This is a genomic window from Roseococcus sp., assembly GCF_965227005.1.
GTDB lineage: Bacteria > Pseudomonadota > Alphaproteobacteria > Acetobacterales > Acetobacteraceae > Roseococcus.
In genome coordinates, this window is record NZ_CBDDFJ010000037.1 from 286,931 (window position 1) to 306,279 (window position 19,349).

At 68.5% G+C, this 19,349-nt stretch carries 15 protein-coding genes and 1 tRNA gene; 9 read left to right on the forward strand and 7 right to left on the reverse strand.

The genetic code is table 11. The features are described 5' to 3' along the window. Nucleotides 1-24 precede the first annotated feature (24 nt). Nucleotides 25-717 (reverse strand): lipoyl(octanoyl) transferase LipB, encoded by a 693-nt coding sequence (lipB, locus tag ACO057_RS21160; protein ID WP_421995199.1) that lies wholly within the window; start codon nt 715-717, stop codon nt 25-27. 56 nt (nt 718-773) lie between these two features. On the opposite strand from lipB, the gene ACO057_RS21165 reads away from it, so the two are divergent. Further along, nucleotides 774-859, forward strand: a tRNA-Leu gene (locus tag ACO057_RS21165). Between the two features lie 186 nt (nt 860-1,045). Here ACO057_RS21165 and galE read toward each other — a convergent pair. Continuing rightward, nucleotides 1,046-2,053: a UDP-glucose 4-epimerase GalE gene (gene galE / locus ACO057_RS21170; RefSeq protein ID WP_421995201.1), complete on the reverse strand. Its 1,008-nt coding sequence runs from the start codon at nt 2,051-2,053 to the stop codon at nt 1,046-1,048. A 377-nt stretch (nt 2,054-2,430) separates the two neighbouring features. Here galE and ACO057_RS21175 point away from each other — a divergent pair, with 377 nt between their 5' ends. Together ACO057_RS21175 and ACO057_RS21180 are read left to right on the forward strand one after the other, a co-directional pair. Beyond that, nucleotides 2,431-4,203: an ATP-binding protein gene (locus ACO057_RS21175; RefSeq protein WP_421995203.1), complete on the forward strand. Its 1,773-nt coding sequence runs from the start codon at nt 2,431-2,433 to the stop codon at nt 4,201-4,203. Continuing rightward, entirely contained in the window at nt 4,203-7,472 is a 3,270-nt protein-coding gene (locus ACO057_RS21180) for a tetratricopeptide repeat protein (RefSeq protein WP_421995205.1), read from the forward strand. The genes ACO057_RS21175 and ACO057_RS21180 overlap by 1 nt, the downstream gene beginning before the upstream one ends. Before the next feature lie 106 nt (nt 7,473-7,578). On the opposite strand, the gene ACO057_RS21185 is transcribed toward ACO057_RS21180, so the two are convergent. Both ACO057_RS21185 and ACO057_RS21190 read right to left on the reverse strand, forming a co-directional pair. Then, entirely contained in the window at nt 7,579-7,974 is a 396-nt protein-coding gene (locus tag ACO057_RS21185; protein WP_421995207.1) for a DUF3597 domain-containing protein, read from the reverse strand. 176 nt (nt 7,975-8,150) lie between these two features. Further along, nucleotides 8,151-9,215, reverse strand: coding sequence for a hypothetical protein (locus ACO057_RS21190; RefSeq protein ID WP_421995209.1), 1,065 nt, complete (start codon nt 9,213-9,215; stop codon nt 8,151-8,153). A 459-nt stretch (nt 9,216-9,674) separates the two neighbouring features. On the opposite strand from ACO057_RS21190, the gene ACO057_RS21195 reads away from it, so the two are divergent. After that, the gene (locus ACO057_RS21195; RefSeq protein ID WP_421995211.1) at nt 9,675-10,181 is read left to right on the forward strand and encodes a hypothetical protein; all 507 of its coding nucleotides are present in this window, start codon (nt 9,675-9,677) and stop codon (nt 10,179-10,181) included. Nucleotides 10,182-10,278: 97 nt separating this feature from the next. Then, nucleotides 10,279-10,860, forward strand: a complete 582-nt coding sequence (locus ACO057_RS21200; protein WP_421995213.1) for a DNA polymerase III subunit epsilon — start codon at nt 10,279-10,281, stop codon at nt 10,858-10,860. Nucleotides 10,861-10,892: 32 nt separating this feature from the next. Here ACO057_RS21200 and ACO057_RS21205 read toward each other — a convergent pair whose 3' ends face one another. From ACO057_RS21205 to ACO057_RS21215, 3 genes are all read right to left on the reverse strand, one after another. After that, nucleotides 10,893-12,089: a DUF1501 domain-containing protein gene (locus tag ACO057_RS21205; protein WP_421995215.1), complete on the reverse strand. Its 1,197-nt coding sequence runs from the start codon at nt 12,087-12,089 to the stop codon at nt 10,893-10,895. Further along, on the reverse strand, nt 12,086-13,447 hold the full coding sequence (locus tag ACO057_RS21210) for a DUF1800 domain-containing protein (protein ID WP_421995217.1): 1,362 nt from the start codon (nt 13,445-13,447) through the stop codon (nt 12,086-12,088). Before ACO057_RS21210 ends, ACO057_RS21205 begins: the two co-directional genes overlap by 4 nt. A 127-nt stretch (nt 13,448-13,574) precedes the next feature. Next, a complete protein-coding gene (locus tag ACO057_RS21215) occupies nt 13,575-14,273 on the reverse strand; it encodes a hypothetical protein (protein ID WP_421995219.1) in 699 nt (232 codons plus the stop codon). Nucleotides 14,274-15,020: 747 nt separating this feature from the next. On the opposite strand from ACO057_RS21215, the gene ACO057_RS21220 reads away from it, so the two are divergent. The 4 genes from ACO057_RS21220 (at nt 15,021) to ACO057_RS21235 (ending at nt 19,269) form a co-directional block, all read left to right on the forward strand. Beyond that, on the forward strand, nt 15,021-16,127 hold the full coding sequence (locus tag ACO057_RS21220) for a hypothetical protein (RefSeq protein WP_421995221.1): 1,107 nt from the start codon (nt 15,021-15,023) through the stop codon (nt 16,125-16,127). Between the two features lie 389 nt (nt 16,128-16,516). After that, nucleotides 16,517-17,842 carry a hypothetical protein gene (locus ACO057_RS21225; protein WP_421995223.1) on the forward strand — a complete coding sequence of 442 codons (1,326 nt, stop codon included), beginning with the start codon at nt 16,517-16,519 and terminating at the stop codon, nt 17,840-17,842. 12 nt (nt 17,843-17,854) lie between these two features. Continuing rightward, nucleotides 17,855-18,580, forward strand: coding sequence for an HAD family hydrolase (locus tag ACO057_RS21230; protein ID WP_421995225.1), 726 nt, complete (start codon nt 17,855-17,857; stop codon nt 18,578-18,580). Between the two features lie 2 nt (nt 18,581-18,582). Beyond that, nucleotides 18,583-19,269, forward strand: a complete 687-nt coding sequence (locus ACO057_RS21235) for a cytidylyltransferase domain-containing protein (RefSeq protein ID WP_421995562.1) — start codon at nt 18,583-18,585, stop codon at nt 19,267-19,269. Nucleotides 19,270-19,349: the final 80 nt, after the last annotated feature.

Genomic DNA, 19,349 nt, shown 5'->3' on the forward strand with positions numbered 1-19,349 from the left:
GATTCAGGGAAGCGGGTCAATCGCCTAAATGGGATGGTCGGCTCCGCCGCGATCTCCGGCCAGGGATGGCTCCCCGAAGACCTCTCCCCAGGCCGACATCAGCGCCGCATCGGCCTCGTCCATCGTGGCGAGGATGCCGAGGTCGTGCAGGCTGGTGACGCCATGCTCCGCGATGCCGCAGGGCACGATGCCGCCGAAATGCGACAGGTCCGGCTCCACGTTGAGCGCGATCCCGTGCCAGCTCACCCAGCGCGTCACGCGCACGCCGATGGCGCCGATCTTGAATTCGGCGCCGCCCGGCTTCACCACCCAGATGCCGACTCGGCCCTCGCGCCGCTCGCCGCGAACGTTGAAGCGATCCAGCGCGCGGATCATCCACTCCTCGAGGCCGTGCACATAGGCACGGACATCGCGCGCGGGGACGGGACCGTGCGCCTTGTGCAGATCGAGCATCACATAGGCCGTGCGCTGGCCGGGCCCATGATAGGTCCATTGCCCGCCGCGCCCGGCGGCATAGTGCGGAAAGCGTTGCTCTATCAGCTCTTCCGGCTTGGCGCTGGTGCCGGCGGTGTAGGTGGGCGGGTGCTCGACGAGCCAGACGGCCTCCTGCGCGGTGCCGGCGCGAATGCCGGCCACGCGCGCTTCCATGGCCGCCAGGGCATCGGGATAAGGGGTCAGCCCGTCCGACGCCGCCCATTGAATCGGGGCTTCCATCATTTCTGCGGGGGGGTGAGTTGTGCCGTCGAAAATCATGCGCTACATGGCCCCCGTCTGCGGTCGTGGTGGAATGGTAGACACGCCAGCTTGAGGTGCTGGTGGGGGAAACCCCTTGGAAGTTCGAATCTTCTCGACCGCACCATTCCCAATTCTCTGAACTCGCTGCACTTCTTTGCCGATCCGATGCCCCCACCACGGCCCGACCGGCCATGGCGCTCGCCCGCGTTTTAATCGCGCCGGGCCAGAGATGGTAAGCCCGGCGAGCGGTCCAAGGACCGCCGGCGCGCCGAGGCCGCGTCAGGGGCCTTCCAGAGGCCCCCGACTGTGCTCAGGCGGTGAGGGCCGCCTCGCGCTGCGCATAGCCCTGCGGGTGGGCCACATGCCAGTTCCAGGCGGTGCGCACGATGTCGTCGAGCCTGGCCTGACGCGAGGTCCAGCCCGTCTCGGCCCGCAGGAGGGCCGAGGAGGCCACCAGCGACGGCGGATCGCCCGCGCGGCGCGGGCCGTTCTCGTAGGGCACCTTGCGGCCGGAGACGCGCTCGATGGCCGCCATCACCTCAAGCACCGAATGGCCCGAGCCATTGCCGATGTTGTAGCGCACCGAGCCATGCTCGAGTCGCGGCAGCACGGCGATATGCGCGGCCGCGAGATCGGCCACATGGACGTAGTCGCGAATCGCCGTGCCGTCGGGCGTGTCGTAATCCGTGCCGAAGACATGCAGCGGCGGCGCGAGGCCCAGCGTCGCGAGGATGGCGCGCGGGATGAGATGGGTCTCCGGGTCGTGATCCTCGCCGGCGCGGCCGAGCGGATCGGCGCCGGCCGCGTTGAAATAGCGCAGCGAGGCCGAGTGCAGGCCATGGGCGGCCTCGGCCCAGCCCAGGGCCTGCTCCATCATCAGCTTCGACTGGCCGTAGGGATTCACCGGCGTGGTCGGCGCATCCTCGGCGATGGGCGTGACCTTGGGCACGCCGAAGAGCGCCGCCGTCGAGGAGAAGACGAAGCGCAGGCATCCCGCGCGCACGGCGGCCTCGGCCAGGTTCACGCCGTTGGACAGGTTGTCGCGGCAATAGCGCAGCGGGTCCTTCATGCTCTCGCCCACCAGCGAGAGCGCCGCCAGATGGAAGACCGCGTCGAATTTCCAGGCGCGGAAGACCTCGGCGAGACGCTCGCGATCCGAGAGGCAGGCCTCGATGAAGGTCACGCCGGCGGGCACCGCGTCCCGGTGGCCGGTCGAGAGATTGTCTAGGACGACGGGCTGATGACCGGCATCGAGCAGGGCCAGGACCACATGGCTGCCGACATAGCCGGCGCCTCCTGCGACAAGGTATCGCGACATCGTTCGACAACTCCAGTAAGTGCGCCATTATGCTGCAGTGCGAATGTGGCATGATTTCGCTGCCGCGCGGCAGATGGGGGGATCAGGTGCTGCCCGGAGGGAGTGCCTGGAGACTGGATCAGCGGGTTCTGTTCGCCGCAGTGGAGTGTGATATAAGATGCCGGGGCGTCCACACAAATTGAAGCCACGAACGGAATGCGGAACCGAAGCGTTCTGTTGCCGACTGCCGATATGTGGTCGGCGCCAATAAAGATCATTATTTATATTTGTAACAAAATCTTAAAAATCGACGAATTAATTCGTTTGAATGCTGAGATGAACCGTTGTTTCCCCCGTAACGGGATGTTGGCCTCGGCCAGGACAGAAGGATTGCCTGCATGGACACCATCGAAGCCGTAACGGCGCTCAGCATCGGCGACGAACGCTTCCTGGTGAACAGCCTCATAGAGCGCTGCCCCAAGAGCATGATGGTCCGCGAGCTCTTCATGAACGCCTGCGAGGCCGCCGCCGCCGCGGGCGGTCAGGTGCGGCTGGACAGCGTGCTGGTGGAAGGCATCCGCAAGCTCCGATTCTGGAACACCGGTCCCGGCCTTTCTCCCCGTGACCTGCACCGGATGTGCGACATCGCCTCCTCCATCCGCAAGATGAACGGCCTCGACCAGAATTTCGGGATGGGCGCGAAGGTCGCCGCTTTGCCTTCGAACCGGCACGGGATGCGGTACCGCTCCTGCCATGAGGGCCGCGTGACCGAGGTCGTTCTCTGCCAGCGCGACGGCATCTACGGCCGTCTCCAGCGCGCCGGCGCCGACGGCGAGTCGCAGGATCTCTTCGACGTCACCGCCGAATACGCGGAGGGCGCCCTCCTCCAGGCGGATTGGACGGAGGTTGTCCTGCTCGGAAACGAGGCCGGGCAGGACACGGTCTCCGACCCCTATCAGGGCAGCCCGGCCTCGTCCCCCGGATGGCTGGAGCAGAAGCTGCGCGAGCGCTTCCACACCCTGCACCCCAAGGTCCAGGTCACGATCGCCGGCGATCTCACGGAATCGGGCCGCCCCAGCCTGTTCCGGCCGGACTGGGCGGGCATGCCCGGCTTCCGGACGGAAGCGGTGGAGACCCGCAGCGGCATCGTCATCCATTACGGCTTCCTGCCGCCGAGCCTTCAGGCCGACCCCTCGGTCTTCCCCGGCCCCGGCGCAGGGGCGGTGGTCCATCGCGGCGAGATCTATGCCGCGGTGACCGATGCGGACTGGCTTCTCCTCGCGCCCGAGCTCGGCATTTCCTTCGCCGCGCAGCATTGCAGCGTCGTGATCGAGATCCCCGCCGACTATCCCGTCCGCGCGGACGGCTATCGGGAGGTCCTGCGCTATCACGGCGGATCGCAGCGTCTGATCGCGCTCAAGGATTTCGGCGCCATCGTGTCGGCGCGCATGCCCGTCTGGCTGGCCAGGCTGATCCAGACCTTCGCCCCGCCGGAGGTGGACTACCAGCGCGGCCTCGCGGAAGAGCTGATGGATCTCATCTCGGATCTGGGCGTGCCGCGGACCACGCGTCCGAACCTCCTGCCTCGCCATGAGCGCCCCGATCGCGTGGTGAACCTGACGCGGGAGAGCGAGAGGCCGCGCCGCGAGCGCGACCCCTCCGCCGTCCGGCCGCCACCGTCGCCGCCCAAGCCGGAGGCCAGTCCCGCCGACCCCGCGGAGGCGCCGCGCCGCAGTCTCGCGGATGCGCCCGAGATCATCATCGTCACCGACGAAGCGGAGATCGAGGGGCGGTCCCTGCGCGATCGCGCCGCCCGCTTCTACCTGTCGAACAACAAGCTCTACGTGAACGGCCTGTACCGCGCCCTTCAGTCCGGGGCCGAGCGCCTGGCCGGTGAATTCGCCGAGAAGGCCGAGCCGAAGACGGTCGAGCGGCTGGCGCGGCGCGCGGCGGAATGGGCGATGGTGCGGCGCGTGGCGCGTGGCGTCGTGCATGGCCTCACCAAGAAGACGCAAGGCTGGGGCGAGGCCGAGGTCGAGCGCGCCATGTCGCCCGAAGCCTTGTCCCTGCTGGCCGACGATCTCGTGGACTCGCTGCCGGAGATGCGCCTGCGCATCGAGGCGCTGATCGCCGCCGAGGCGCCGGCGGCTCTGACCGGACGGGCCGCGTGATGTCGACATCGAAGGTTCCGCCGGCGACGGAGATCGCTCCCAACAATGCGGCGGGTTCGGCGAAGCTGGCCGCACGGCTGCTCTCCGAGGGCGCGATCGCCGAGGCGGAGGTCGTGATCCTGCGCGCGCTCGATTTCGCGCCGAAGGATTCGCGGCTGCTGCGGCTGCTGAGCGACGTCGCGCTCCGCAGCAGCAATCGCAGCGCGGCCCGCTCCGTGATCGAGGAGGCCGTCGCGGTCAATCCGGGCGATATCCGCGCCTGGCGCCGCATCATCGAGATGATGCAGCAGGCCGACGACACGGTCGGCGCGCGTGCCGCGGCCGTGCGCGCGATGGAAAAGAATCCCGGCGAGATCCAGATCCTCCGCGCCTTCGTGGAACTGGCGCTGAGCGAGGGCGATATCGCCGCCGCCCAGGCCGCGGCGGAGGATGCCCTTCGCCAGAAGCCCTGGCTCAGCGGCCCGCGAATCCTGCTGGCCTCGCTGCTCGAACGCCAGGGCGACCAGCAGTCGGCGGCCGATATGCTGGAGGACGGGCTGGAGGAGGAGCCGGATTGCGTGCCCCTCCTGCAGGAGCTCGCCGAGCTGGCGGGCCGGCACGGCGATCCTGAGGGCGCGCGCCGTCTCGCCGAGCGCGCCTGCGGGATCGATCCGGCCGAGCTGGCGCCGGTGCTTCGCTTCTCGCGCCTGCTGGAGCGGCAGGGCAAGATGGACGAGGCCCTCGCCGAGATCGAGGCCGTGCGCGAGCGTCATGGCGGCCATCCCGGCTTCCTGCTTCGGCTGTCAGACCTCGCCCGCGCGCGAGGCGACCTGGCCGAGGCGCGCGAACGGGCCGGGGAGGCCCTCGCCGCCGCGCCCGCTCAGCCTGCGATGCATCTGCACGTGGCCGGCCTCGCCTTGGAAGCGGGCGACCACGCAGCCGCCCGTCACGCGCTCGCTCAGGGGCTCGATGGCGGGGGCGCCGCACCGGCCCTGAAGCCCGGCCTCCTCCGCCGCTTCGCCGTCCTGTACCATCGCCTGGGCGACGGTCCGGCCGCCCTGTCGCTGCTCGGCCGCGCCGAAGCCCAGGATCCGGCGGACACGCTGAATCCGCTTCTCGCCTGCGGCATCCTGCGCGAGGCGGGACAGCCGGCGGGCGCGAAGGCGGCGCTCGAACGGGCCGTGGGGACGCGGCCGGTCCGGTCGAAGCTGCTCCGCTCGATGGGCGATCTCGCCGTCGGCCTGGATGAGCTTCCGCTCGCCCTCGAACTGGTCGAGCGGGCGATCCGCCTGGCTCCGGGCGAAAGGAGCAACCATCTCCAGCTCGCCGCGCTGCTTCTGGCGCGAGAGGACGATGCCGGCGCGCGAGCCGTGCTCGAAGCCGCGGTCGCGCGAATCCCGCGCGACCCTCAGTTGCTCCGGATGCTGTCGAACCTGGCATTGCGGCAGGGCGACCTTGCACGGGCCACGCAGATCGCTGAGGCGCTGGTCGTCCTCGCGCCCGGCGACGTGGCGGGGCATATGCGGATCATCCGCATGCACCAGAGCGCGGGCGACAGGGTCCAGGCGCGGGCCGCGGTCGAGGCCGCGCTCGCCGCGACGCCCGACCACCCGACGCTTCTGCGCTGTCGCGCGGAGCTGGCCTTCGTGGCGGGCGAGTATGACCTGGCCCTGCGGGACATGGAGCGCGCCGTGGCCCTGGAGCCGGGGGCCGTCGCGAACCATGTTCGCCGGCTCCGCTACCTGGAGGCCCGGGGCGACATGGCCGCCGTGGAGGCGGCGCTGGAAGCCGCCTGCCGCGACATTCCCGAAAGCGACGTTTTCCCGCGCCGGCTGTGCCTGCTGCTCGCGCGGCGGGGCGATTTCGGCCAGGCGCGGTCGCGGGCAGAAGCCGCCGCGGCGGCCGAGCCTGGCGAGCCGGAGCACCGGATCTTCCTGGCCGAGCTGCATGGCATGGCCAAGGACATCCCCGCGCTGAGCGCGATCGCCGCAGACTTCCTGGCGGCTGGTGGCCTTTCGCCCTCGCAAAGCGGGCGGCTGGCCGCCGCCGCCACGGATGGCGGCGCGCCGGAGCTGGCCGCCGCCGTCCTTCGCCAGGCGGTGGACGGGGCCGCCGACCCCGCACGCGCCTATCTCGATCTGGCGACGCTGGAAGCCGCCCAGGGCGAGGCCTCCAGGGCCGTCGCCACGCTGCAGCTGGCGCTCAGCCAGGATCCGCTCTCGGCCGGCGTGCTGAGCGACGCATCCCAGCTGGCGGCGCGCCTGGGCCTCTCGGAGCGCGCCGTCGAGCTCGCGCGCCGCGCGGCGGAAGGCGGCGGGGATGCCGTCCTCTTCGTGCGATGGGCCGCGCTGCAGCGCATGCAGGGCGACGCGGCGGGCGGCATTGCGACCCTGGAGCGCGCCGCGGCGCTGGCGGGCGATCAGCCGCAGGCCATTTCCATGCTGGTTCGCGAAGCCAGATTCGCCGCTCGGCCCGATCTGGCGGCCGGGGCTCTCGAAAGGGCGCATGCGCGGGACGCCGGCAACGAGAAGATCCTTATCCTCCTCGCCTCGCACCGCGCGGCGATCCAGGACAAATCCGGCGCGGCCGCCTTGATCGAGGCCGCTTTCGAACGGCGGGACCTGTCCGTCTTCGCTGCGGTCGCGCTGGGGTGGCTCGCGGTCGAACTGGGACGGCACACCATGGGCTGCCTCTTCGCCCGGCGCGTGGTCGATCTCGCGGGCGACGACGTGCTCAAGCGCGTCGAGGCGGCGGGGATCCTGCAATGGGCCGGCGACAACTCGGGCGCGCGCGCGGAAATCGACGCGGCCCTGGCGATCGCTCCGACCAATGCCGGCCTTCTTCGCCGGGCCTCCGCCGTCATCGGCCGGACGGGCGATGCGGCGCGGGCCCTGCACCTCGCCCGGGCGGCCGTCGCCGCCGACCCGACGGATGCGGCGGCGCATCTGCGGCTGATGCAGGTCGCCGACCGGAGTGAGGCGGGTGGCATCGCCGATGCCGCCAGGGCGGCATTGCCGGGCCATGTCCGCATCCTGACGGCCTGGGCGCGGCATGCCTTCGAGCAGGGCGACCGCGAGGGCGCGCGGGCGGCGCTACTCGAGGCGATGCAGACCGATGCCGAGGACGCCGGGGCGCACATTCTCCTGTGCGAACTGGAAGCCGCCGATGGGCGCAGCGCCCTGGCCGCGTTCCACTACCGCAAGGCCTCGGCGGGGCGCCCGGGCGATCGTCGCCTCGCCAGGCTGGCGAAACTGCTGGAGGACCAGCGCGGCGAGGCGGCGCGTCGCTAGACCAGGCCCCGATCAGGCTGCTTTGCCTGATCGGGTGAAGATGCTCGGGAACAACAGGCCAGAGCTTCGGGCCGGCCGGGGAGCGCCCGTCCGGCCCAGTTGCGCCTCAGGACTTGAGGCTGTCGGGAACCTTGCCGCCGTTCTGGGCGAGCTGCTGCCAGACCGCCTCGGACAGCGCGATGTTCTGCTCGGCGGAGCCATGCTCGCCGGCATGGACATTCAGTTCCTGCGCCAGCTCCTTGCGGGCGGTGAGGCTGGAATCCAGGTCCAGCATCTTCAGCAGATCGACGATGGAGGTCTTCCAGTTGCCGCCACCGCCCTTCTTGGCGGCGAGCTCCGTCAGGATCGCCTCCACATCGCCCTGCGCCAGGGCGGGGCTGCCTGAGGCGGCCGGCGCGGCGGTCGAGCCTGCCGGAGCGGCTGCCGGCGCCGTTCCGGGCGCGGCGGAGGCCGCCGTCGCGGAGGGGAAGATCTTATGGAGGATAGAGGAGAAAATGCTCATGGATTGGCTTCTCGCGTCCTGAGGCAGCAGCATCCGCGCGCTGATGCCGGTGTTCTTTCCAGCCTCGGCCTTGAGCCCTTTGGGGAGCCTTCTGGTGGCACAAGGAGAATGCCACCACTCCCGCCAGGTTGCGACGATTGGAATTTTCTCCCAGCGTCGGCAGGCGCCTCCGGCGCTCAGGTGATCTGGAAGCGGTCGAGCCAGTCGAGATCGGGGCAGAGGACGAACTCGTCCCGCCGGTCCGGCCGCATCAGCACGCGATGCAGGGCAGCATCCATGCTGACCGAATCCAGCAGCAGATGCGGCTCGTGCCGATCTCCGAAGGCGACGATATGCGGGAAGGCCGCCAGGCAGGCGGCCAGCACGCCGCGCGGGCCGGCTCCGTCCTGCGTTAGCAGGTCGGCGAGATCAAAGCCGATCGCGGTGATGGTGCCGCGCTCCAGCAGCCAGGGCGCCATCTCCGTCGCGATCCTGGCGGCGCCGGGCTCGCTGAGGCGCAGCAGGTCCAGGCGGCCGAGGCCCTCGCGCGCCATCATCTGCCGGGTGTCACCCATGGCCGCGGCATAGGAGCTGGCGAGGGTCAGCGAATTCGCCGCGATGTTTTCCGCCAGGAACTCCTCCTTGCGGATGGAGGGCTCATAGGCGACCAGCGCCCCGTGGCGCGGCGCGCCGACGGCCAGGCCTAGAGTGACCACCCCGATGCCGGCGCCGCTCTCGATCATGACCCGCCCTTCGCCGCCATCCGGCCAGGCGGCCTGCAACAGGGCGGCGTAGCGCGGCGCGAGGCCGGGGGCGGCGATGAAATCGGGGTCGCGGCTGTCGCCGCGCAGGGTCACCTCCGCGCCGGCGAAGCGCAGCTTGCGGCTGCGTGGGCCTTCCGGCCGGGGGAGCGATTTCTCGATACCCGGGCTCGCCAGCAGGACGCGGCGCATGCTGCGCAGGCTGGTGAAGCGGGTGTGGAAATCTTCCATCTCCGGCGCGCCGGGGAGCTCGCCGTCCCGCAAAGCGAGGAGGATCTCGACGGCTTCGACGGTGGGATTGGCATCGATCCAGCCCCCGGTCTCGGGAAAGCCGGCGAAGGCCAGCTCGGCCATTTCCGGGCTGGAGAGGATGCCCTCGCGCAGGTCCGACAGCCGCCCCGCGTTGCACCAGTTCTGGATGACCGCGTCGCTTTCGGGATCGCGGCCGAGAAGCCAGCGATAGGACCAGCGCACGGCGGCGGGCGTCAGGGCAACCATCATTCCACTCAAGGCGGGTGCTCCGTCGCATTCCGGGCCAGGATTCGGTCCATTGATCTCGCGGCCAACTTAAGTGGCCACGCGCCCATTGGCCAGCAGCCGGGGCTGTTGAACCAGCCGCCCGGCCCGCGGCCTTGACGATGCGCAAGCGAGACACTCACATGCCGCCGCCTGAGCCGTGTCGAATTCGCTGAAATCCGTTCGATTCCCTGTGCCGATGGAGTTATCGCCGTGGCGGTTATTGTATTCACCTCTCCCACCAGCGGGACAGCTTCTCTGGATCGAATCGTTCATGCTGTGGGCAAAGGCAGACCATTTCTTCGCGTAAATTCCCCCGCGACCCCCAAGGGTTCCGCTGAAGGTACGCCGATCGACCCCGATTCCGACCAGATCTACTGGTTCCAGGGACCCCGCTACTGGAACCCCGCGATCCCGCTCGAAAAGTGCCAGGTGATCGCGCATGTGAGGGATCCGCGGGATCTGGCCTGTAACCAGTACTGGTGGGCCCTGCAGCATCCCAACGACCGCGATCCCCCGGAGGTGGCGGAGGAGAAGCGCCGCAAGGTCGAGGCCGCGGGGATCGATGCCTTCGTCCTCGCCGCCAATTATGCCGATCTCTATGCGGTCTATCGCGACATCGCCGTGCGCGAGGCCGGCAACACGGTCTGGACCTCCTACACGCAACTGTGCAGCGCCTTCGACTACCTCGTCTTCTCCCTCGCCACACTGCTGGAGCGCGAGCCGCGCGACTTCGTGAAGAAGCTGATCGTCGAGCGGCCGGAAAACCTCGGCGGCAATGCCAATTGGAGCAAGGTCGGCGCGGTCTGGCAGGGCGCGGACATCGGCCCCGGGCGATTCCGCCGCGAACTTCAGCCCGAAACGATCAAGGCGGCCGGCCGCCGATTCGCCGAGGAACTGGCCTTCTGCCGCTCGAAGGAGCCCGACTTCCTTCGGCCGCACTACTACTGAGGCGGAGCGATCGCGGGACGGGAGTGCAGGCCAACCCGTCCCACGGCCGCGCGCTCCATCGACGAGCCCTGACGTGAACCGCAGATTAGAGGCCCCGATGAACGAGCAGCCGGTCTTCTTCGTCACCGACATCGAGACCGATGGTCCCGACCCCGGCATCCATTCGATGATCAGTCTCGCCGCCGTGGCTTGCGATGCCCAGGGCGCGCGGCTGGGACATCTCGCCCTGAATCTCCAGCCCGTGGAAGGCCATGTCGCCGACCCGGGGACCATGGCCTGGTGGGCCAGCGAGCCGGCGGCCTGGCGCGCGACGCTGGAAGGGCGCCTGCCGCCGGCCGAGGCGATGCGGCGCTATGCCGATTGGGTGCGGAGCTTCGCGGGCCAGCCGGTCTTCGCCGGCTATCCCATGATCTTCGATGGCGCCTGGGTGGATTGGTATCTGCGCCGTTACCTGGACCTGCGCATGCTGCAGGCGCCGCGCAGCGAGGCGCGGCTTTTCGTGGGGGGCGGCCTCGATCTGGGCTCCTTCGCGATGGGCCGCAGCGGCCTCGGCTACGCGGCCTGCACCGACAAGCGCTTCCCCGAGGACTGGTTCGGCGGCCATCCGCACAGCCATGTCGCGCTGGACGATGCCGAGGGCTATGCGCATCTGTTGGGCCGCCTGCTCGCGACGAGGTGAGGCTGCGCAGACCGCGCCTCAGGCCCCGCGCCTCAGGCCGGCTTGATCAGCCCCCGGACCGGTCGCACGGGGGTCTGGTCGGGGAAGATATCCGGCAGGGCGCGCGAGGGCAGGTCGAGATGATCGATCATGAGTCCCGCCAGCGCGGACCGCAGATCCGTGGTGGGACGCAGGTCGCGATTCTCGAAAAGCTCCTGCGGCGCGAGGCCCGGCCAGTCGGCCAGCACGCGCCCGCCTCTGACCCGCCCGCCGAGAAGCAGCGCGGCCGTCGCCATGCCGTGATCCGTGCCGCCGGTTCCGTTGAGCCGCGCGGTGCGGCCGAACTCCGTCACGACCACGACCACCGTTTCCGCCCAGATCGGGCCCAGGCCGTCGCGCAGCGCGGCAAGGGCGTCGTCCAAGGCGCCGAGGCGCTGGAAGAGTCCGCCACGGGCGGTTCCCTGCTGGGAGTGCGTGTCCCAGCCGTTCAGGCCCAGCGCGGCGACGCGCGGGCCGTTGGGCTGCGCCATGATCCGCGCGGCCGCGGCGGCTTCGGTCACGAAATCCGGACGGCCCGCCACGCGCGGATTCGGCGCGCCGGGAGCCACTTCCTGCATCAGGTGATCGAGCCCCGCGCCCGCGCGCAGGGCCTCCGCCAGGCGCGGGTCGCGCGCCTCGTAGAGGTCGAGCAGCCGCGCCACCAGCTCGTCGTCGGCGTAGCGGAAGGCCTGGGGCTGCCAGGTCTCCACCGGGGCGCGGCCCTGCATGATCATCGGCACGACGGGAGCGATGGCCAGGCCCTTGGGGGCCGGCAGGCGCTCGCCCCGCGGCAGGACCTCGAGCGCGCGGTTGAGCCAGCCGCTGCGCTGGCCGGTCGTCACCCGAGGGAGGCCGGATTCCAGCACGTCCTGCCCGTCGAAATGCGATCGGGCGCGGTAGGGGGTATGCGCGGCATGCAGCGCCAGCGCCTCGCCGGCGCGGAACATGCCCAGGAGCTTCGGCATCCCGGCATGCAGGGCGAACATCCCGTCCAGCGCGACGGCCTCACCGGATTCCGCGCCGCGCAGGGCGGCGAAGGCGGGATCGCCCACGGGCTGGAGCATGGCGATGCCGTCCAGCCCGCCGCGCAGGATCACCACGAGCAGCCGGGGATCGCGCGCCGGCGCGGCCGAGAGACGGGGCGCGTAGCCCCAGGCGAAGAGGGTGCCGAGCCCGCCCAGGAGGGCGCGGCGCATGACGGGATGGGTCATCGCCTTTGGAACTCCGGAGACATGAGGAGGAGGATGAGCGCCTGGCGGCCGTCGGAGGCGCGCGCCACCGCCTGGCGGGTCTCGGCGCTGGCTGCCGGCCCGAAGGCGGCGTCGAGCAGGCCGCGCGCATCTACGCCGGCGCCGACCCGCGTGGCGACCTCGGCGGCCCAGTCGAGCCGCGTCTTGATCGCATCGGGGGCGGCCCAGGCGTCGTTCTCGCTGGGCCATCCCTTGGGGGAGGGCGCGGCCCAGAAGGGCTGGCCCATCGCGCGGAGCGCGTTCACGAGCGAGGGTTGCGGCGGCAGCCCGCCGAGCAGCCGGGCGGCGGAGAAGACGAATTCCACGGGCGGCCTGACCTTGAGCGGCGGCCCCCAGGCCTGGTCATCCGCGATCAGGGCGCGGGTGACGGCCTCGAGATCTCCGCCGCTGCGCTGGAAGGCGGCGGCCATGCGGGCCTCCAGGCCGGGGAAGCCGTGGCCGACGAAATGGCGCACCAGGCGGCGCGTGACGTTGCGGGCCGTGGCGGGATGGAGCGCGAGGTCCCTGAGCACGGCCGGGGCCTGCCCCGCTCCGTCCTCGGAATAGGTCTTGCCCAGGATGGTCTTCGGGCCGGGCTCGTGGAATTCGGGGATGAACCCCACGCGTTCGGGGCGGCCGGGCGGCTGGCCCAGATCGACGGACCAGCCCGTGAGGACACGCGCCAGGGCTATGACGTCATCCTGCGAGTAGCCGCCGTCGGCACCGAGGGTGTGCAGCTCGAGAACCTCGCGCGCGAGGTTCTCGTTGAGGCCGCGGCGGCCCCGCGAACCGCGGGCGGAAGGCGAGTCCGGGCCTCGCGACGTCTGGTTGTCGAGATAGAAGAGCATGGCCGGATGCAGGGTCGTCGCCGTCAGCAATTCGCCGAAGGGGCGGAGCATGTTGGGCCGGATCGCATCGCGCTCCATGCCTCCGCCGAGAAAGCCGATGAAGGCGCCGGCCGTCGTGAAATGGTCGGACCAGTAAAGGGCCAGGCGTTCCAGCAAGGGATGGGTGGTGCCTGAGGCCTCGCCCGCCGCGGCGGACAGTTCGCGGAGGATGATGGCGCCGGGCCGCACGAAGGAGGGCTCGGGGACGGTTTCGCCCCGCGTGACGGCGGCGTTGCGCTCGGCCAGGGCGGTCCGCCGGTCGACGAGGAGCGTCACGCCCTGGGCGGTGTCGGGCAAAGGCGGGCGAGCGGGGACTTGCCCGGTGCTGGCCCGCGCGGTTGCGAGCTGCTGCGCCAGATAGGCCCGCGGGTCCCGCCCGACCGCCGGCAATTCACCGGGCGCGGCGCCGAAGCCGAAGCGCTGGAGGGCCGTCAGCGGCGATGAGCGGTCCAAGGGCGGCTTCTTTCATCCTGCGGATCGACAAGGGGTATCCTACGCGACGGAACCCATTGCGAAGTGTTGCGAATTGCAATGCGGTGATGCCGCCCGCAAAGCTAAGTCGCGGACGGCCCGTTGCCTTCTACAGATAGTGGTGGCGGAGGAAGGAGGCGTCCCGCATCTTGCAGAAGGCGAGTTCTTCCGCGTGCTTCGCGGTGATCTCGGCCACGGTTTCGGGCGTGAGATCGTTGCGGAAACGTCCGGGCGTGACGTCCGAGCCCTTCCAGGTCCCGCCGACCTTCACCCAATCGGCATTGCCGCCGAGATTCTCCGGACGTTCGAGCCTGAGCTCCTCGGCGACCTGCGACGGCGCGCGGTTGAAGGCATGGCACAGATTGTCCACCATGTAGTCGAACGCGCAGCAAAGCTGCGTATAGGACGTCCAGGTCATAACATCGCCCATGGCGCCGTGCGACAGGCCCATGAGCATCCCGTAGCTGTCCCGGTTGTTCCGGCCGAGGGCGTATTTGTCGATGCCCATCGCCTCGGTCTTCTGCCGCTTGGCTTCCGCCACCTCCGGCGTGTCGATGGTATTGGGGTGCTGCAGGGCCCACCAATACTGATTGCAGGCGAGATCGCGGGGGTCGCGGAAATGACCGATCGTCCGGAAGGCCGAAAGGTCGATCATGGGATCCCAATGACGTGGCCCACGGAACCAGTAAAGAATATTGGCGCGCGCATCCAGGAAGGTCGAACCCTCCTTCTTTTCAAGAGACGGCGGAGCATTGGCGGCGCGCAACCGCAGCCCTGATCCGCCGATGATCTGCATGATGCGAAGCATCGAAGCAGTACCGGAGGTCGGGGAGCAGACGAATATATAGGACATTCCAGTCAGAATCCGATCTTTGTCCGAAGTTCCGGAAGGGGGGAGCGAGAGGCAAGCCCGGTTACGGCCAGGTCGGCAGGTTCTGCACGACAGACGGCGCGGAGTGGTGACATTCTGATGAAAATCAACAAGCTGCACCTCACGCAACGATCATAGACGGCAAATGTCGGCCGCCTGCTTCCAAGGCTCCGCATGGCCGGCAATGATCGGAGCGCCCCTGAGCAGGCGGTTCATTAGGCTTATCGCGTTTCGCAGGTATCATCGGAGAGGGACATCGCCAAGCTCGATCCAGGGCGGGCGCGATGGGGATGTGAGGGCTGTCGCGAGCTTACTTTAACGCAGCTCAGGCGGCACCAGGATTGAGATGTGCCGGCGGAGGTTATGGGAACTCATGCCTTGGCCTGGGTGGAATGCATGCCGGCGCCCTGGTTCGGCCGATATCAGGCCCCGATTTGGATGTTGGACGTTTTTGCTGGGGGCTTGCCACCAATAGATGCTTGAAATAGCATGCATTAATTAGCGGAATGTTTGCGCGCGGCCATTATCTTGCTTTGATAGTCAGACTGAACTTGGGTGGCGTTTGCGCGAATGCGCATCGGTCTTCGAGGGAACGCTGGCCGTCCGAGGGACGATCGAAATTTCGGGATACGGGTTCGTGGGAATGTTGTGCTTTAGAACAACGGATTGAAGGCAGGGCGGGACATGAGTAGCGGCCAGCAGATTTCGCTCGTCTCCACGTACTCAGGTGGCGACGAGACTGTGCATTTTGTCCTGCGCATTCACCATGCGCCCCAAAACCTGGCTGGCCATGTGTGCTTCCTCAGCATTGGCGCGTTCCAGATTCTCAATCTTCGCTTCCCGATCTCCAGTGATTCGGAGATCGTCGCCGAGAAGAGCGTCCCCATTGGCCTGCTGTTGGATCTGCCGACCTTCGCCATCGTCCTGCAGACCGCCGAGGGGGTGGACCTGCTCGAGGGCGCCAAGGTCACCACCTCCGGCGAAGTGCTCGAGGCTCTGACGCTGTCCGGCGAGGAAAAGTTCTTCGAGCGGGTTCAGCTCAATTATTCCCGCATCAACGAGCCCCGCGTGCTCGAGCTGGCCGCGCGCGCCTCCTATGTCCGCTTCGAAAGCAATTTCCTGGTCCGCGCCGCAGCCTTGACGGTGTTCGCGCACCGCATGCTCGGCCGCGACCCGCGCGAGGTCGCGGAGCAGGAGCCGATGCGAATCCGCTGGTTGCTCGACCATGCGCTTCCATTGGTCGAGGAAGGCAGGCAGCTCATCGCCGCCGCCGGCGAGGCGCCCGATTGGCGCCACGTCCGTTGGACCGTCTCCCTGGCGACGGTCTGCGGCTATCTGGCGCTTTACGTGGGCGATTATCAGGCCAGCAACACATGCTTCGGGGTGGCCAGCCAGCACACTCGCTTCGTGAAGTTCTCGAAGGTGAGCGCCCTGAACTTCATCTGCGGCGGCTTCATGCACGGCATCCTGAGCCACATGCTGGGCGACAGCGCCGCCGCGTCCGAATCGCTCATCGGCGCAACGGAGGGCGTTCGGGAGTGCGTCCAGGCGCAGAACATGCTGGAGAACGTCTGGGTCCTCGGCGATCTGATCGGTGTGGTAACGATCGCCCATCAATGCTTTATCGCCCTGGTGCGGCTGTCCCTGATCAAGGTGACCCAGACGCCCCCCATGATCGATGCGGGGTCGCAGATCCGGGTGGCCCTCATCAAGGGGCCGTTGCGCGCCATTCTTCAGTCCGGCCTGGCGCCGCGCCTCTGGCAGCATCTCGTTCAGCACGGCGCGTCGTAAGAAACTTTCGCGACAAAGGCTTTGTGCGCCGGGATAAGCATATTCATAGGAATTTAATGCCATGGCGGCCGCTTGCCCTTTTCATTGGGGTTGTGGCAAAGTCAAACTGAGGCTGTGAGTTGTGGCCGCTTTCATTCTCAGGAGGTTGACCGATGGTCCAAATGTTAGACTGTACGCTGAGGGATGGCGGCTATTACACAGACTGGGATTTCGATGACGATTTGGTCCGGACCTATCTTGGAGCCGTTGCTAGACTGCCGATCGACCACGTTGAAATCGGATATATTAATGATCCGAGCCCAGGTTATTATGGCGAATACTATTTTCTGACACCGCAGCGCCTGAAGGCCGTCCGCGCCGCGCTTCGCCCCGACCAGAAGCTCGTGGTGATGATCGACGGCAAGAACTGCGTGCCCGAGCGCATGGCGACGCTCTTCGCGCCCGTGATCGCCCTCGTCGACATGGTGCGCATCACGGTGTCGCCGAATGCGCTGGGACACGGCATCGCCCTGGCCAAGGCGCTGAAGGCCGCCGGCCTGAAGGTCGGCTACAACATCATGTATATGTCGACCTTCCAGGACGACGTCGCGAAGATCCGCCCCGCCATCGAAGCGTCCGACTGCTATGACAGCTTTGCCCTGGTGGACAGCTACGGCGGCTGCAATCCGGCGAGCGTGCGCAAGCTCTTCCAGGAACTGCGCGCGGCGCTTCCGGGCAAGCCGATCGGCTTCCATGGGCATGACAACATGTGCCTGGCCTTCGCCAATACCCTGGCCGCCGTCGAGGGCGGGGCGGATGTGGTGGACGGAACCTTCACCGGCATGGGCCGCGGCGCGGGCAATCTGCGCACGGAGACCATGCTCATCCATCTCGCCGGGCAGGCCAATGCGCCGCTCGACTATTCCGCGCTGAGCAGCGTCGTCGCTCCCTTCGACGCGATGCGCAAGGAATACGACTGGGGCACGAACCTGCCCTATATGCTCTCCGGCGCGAACAACCTGCCGCAGAAGGACGTGATGAACTGGATCGGGAAGAACCGCTATTCGGTTCATTCCATCATCCAGGCCCTCCAGCGCCAGAGCGGCGCGGAGAGCGACCAGTCGGTGCACCCCTCCATCAAGGAGAGCGGTTTCGCCGCGGCTTCGGCGGTGCTGGTCGGCGGCGGTCCCTCGGTTCGCCGCCATGTCGAGGCTATCGCCGAATTCGTCCGGCAGGAAAACCCGATCGTCATCTTCTCCAGCGGCCGCAACCTCGATCTCGGCGCGCGGATCGGTGGGCGGCAGTTCCTCTGCCTGCCGGGGCATGATGCCTTCCGCCCCGGCGTCGGCGATCATCTGGGGACCGTCTCCGCCCTGGTCGTTCCCGAGCCTCCCCGGGTGCCCAACTGCCTTCCGTCCGGCGTGAGCGTTCCCGTCGTCCAGGCGACGGCGCTCGGCATCAACGGAGAGGATCACATCGGTCCGGTCTCCGACACGGGGCCGCTGGGCCTCGCCTTGGGCGCGGCTCAGGGACTGGGTGTGCCCCGCTGCTACCTGGCCGGCTTCGACGGCTACGAGCACGCCACGATCGCCGAGCAGGAACTGTCGCGCGAGGTGGAGCTCGCGCTCGACCTCTTCGCCCGGGAGTGCCCCGCGACGCGTCTCGAGAGCCTGACGCCCACCCGCTACCGGGTGGCGCAGACCTCGATCTATGCCCTTGTGAGCGCGGTGGACTGAGGGTTTCCCGTGATGATGGGTTCAACGGATGGCGCGCCGGCGCGCGCCATCGTCTTCGACTGTGACGGTGTCCTGTTGGATTCGAACCGGTTGAAGACGGAATGCTTCGGTGAGGTACTGACCGCCGCGGGCTTCGACGCGGCGGATATCGCGAAGTTCCTCACCTTCCAGCGGGAGAATTTCGGCCTCTCCCGCTACCGGCTCTTCGAGCGGCTGCTGGAATGGCCGCTGGCCGTCCGGCCGCCCGTCACGCAGGCCGATCTGCTCGCCCTGTATTCCGAGGCGGTGAGCGGGCGCTACGCGCTCTGCGACACGACCGAGGGCATGTGGCCGGTGGTGACCGCCCTGGCCGAGACCCTGCCGCTCTATATCGTGTCCGGTTCGGATCAGGCCGAGCTGCGCCGCGTGCTGGCCGCACGGGAGCAGGCGGCGCCCTTCCGCATCGTCTTCGGATCGCCGGCCACCAAGGACGAGAACCTCCGCACCGTGATGGCCGATCTGGCCAGCAAGTTGGACGGCATCCGGCCCGAAGAGGTCATCTTCGTGGGCGATGCCGAGGCCGACTGGCGCGCCGCCCATGGCGCCGGCCTGCGCTTTATCTACATGGACCGCTATTCCACCGTTCAGACCCGGATGCGGGCCCTGGCGTCGGAGCACGGCTTCGCGCGTATCGACACCCTTCCGGAGCTCCCCGCCTTGGTCGCGGCGGCCCGGTCCGACGGAGCCGCACCGCCTTGAAGATGACTGCTTTCCTTCCCTGCCGCGCGGGAAGCCAGCGCGTGCCGCGCAAGAACGTCCGCCCTTTCGCGGACCGGGCGGACGGGCTGATCGGCATCAAGCTCGAACATCTCATCGCCTGCCCCGAGATCGATGAGATCATCCTCTCGACCAACGATCCCGAGGCGATCGAGCTGGGGGAGCGGTTCCTGGCGCGGGCGGGCGGGCGGATGCGCATCGACATCCGCCCCGACCACCTCTGCAGCTCCAGCACCTCGACCGACGAGGTGATCGCCTATGTGCCCAGCATCGTTCCCGAGGGCGACGTGCTTTGGACGCATGTGACTTCCCCCTTCTACGATGCGGGGGACTATAGCGAGGCGATCGCCGCCTATCGCGGGGCGTCGCAATACGACAGCCTCATGGGCGTCAACGAACTGCGGACCTTCATCTGGTCGCAGGACGGGGCGATCAACTACGACCGCGCCGTCGAGAAATGGCCGCGCACCCAGACGCTGCAGCCGCTGTTCGAGATCAATAGCGCGATCTTCATCGCCCCGGTGGAGATCTACCGGGAGCGGTCCGACCGCATCGGCGCGCGGCCCCTGCTGCATGCGATCCCCAAGTCGAAGACCGTCGATGTCGATTGGGAAGAAGATTTCGTGATCGCGGCGGAGCTGTGGAAGCTGCGCGGCCTCGGCCACCACTGAACCCGGTCCGGCGCGAGCGCGCCGGCCGATGACCGGGGCGGGGCAGCCAGGCCGGGCTTCCCCGACGGGCTGCCGCCTCC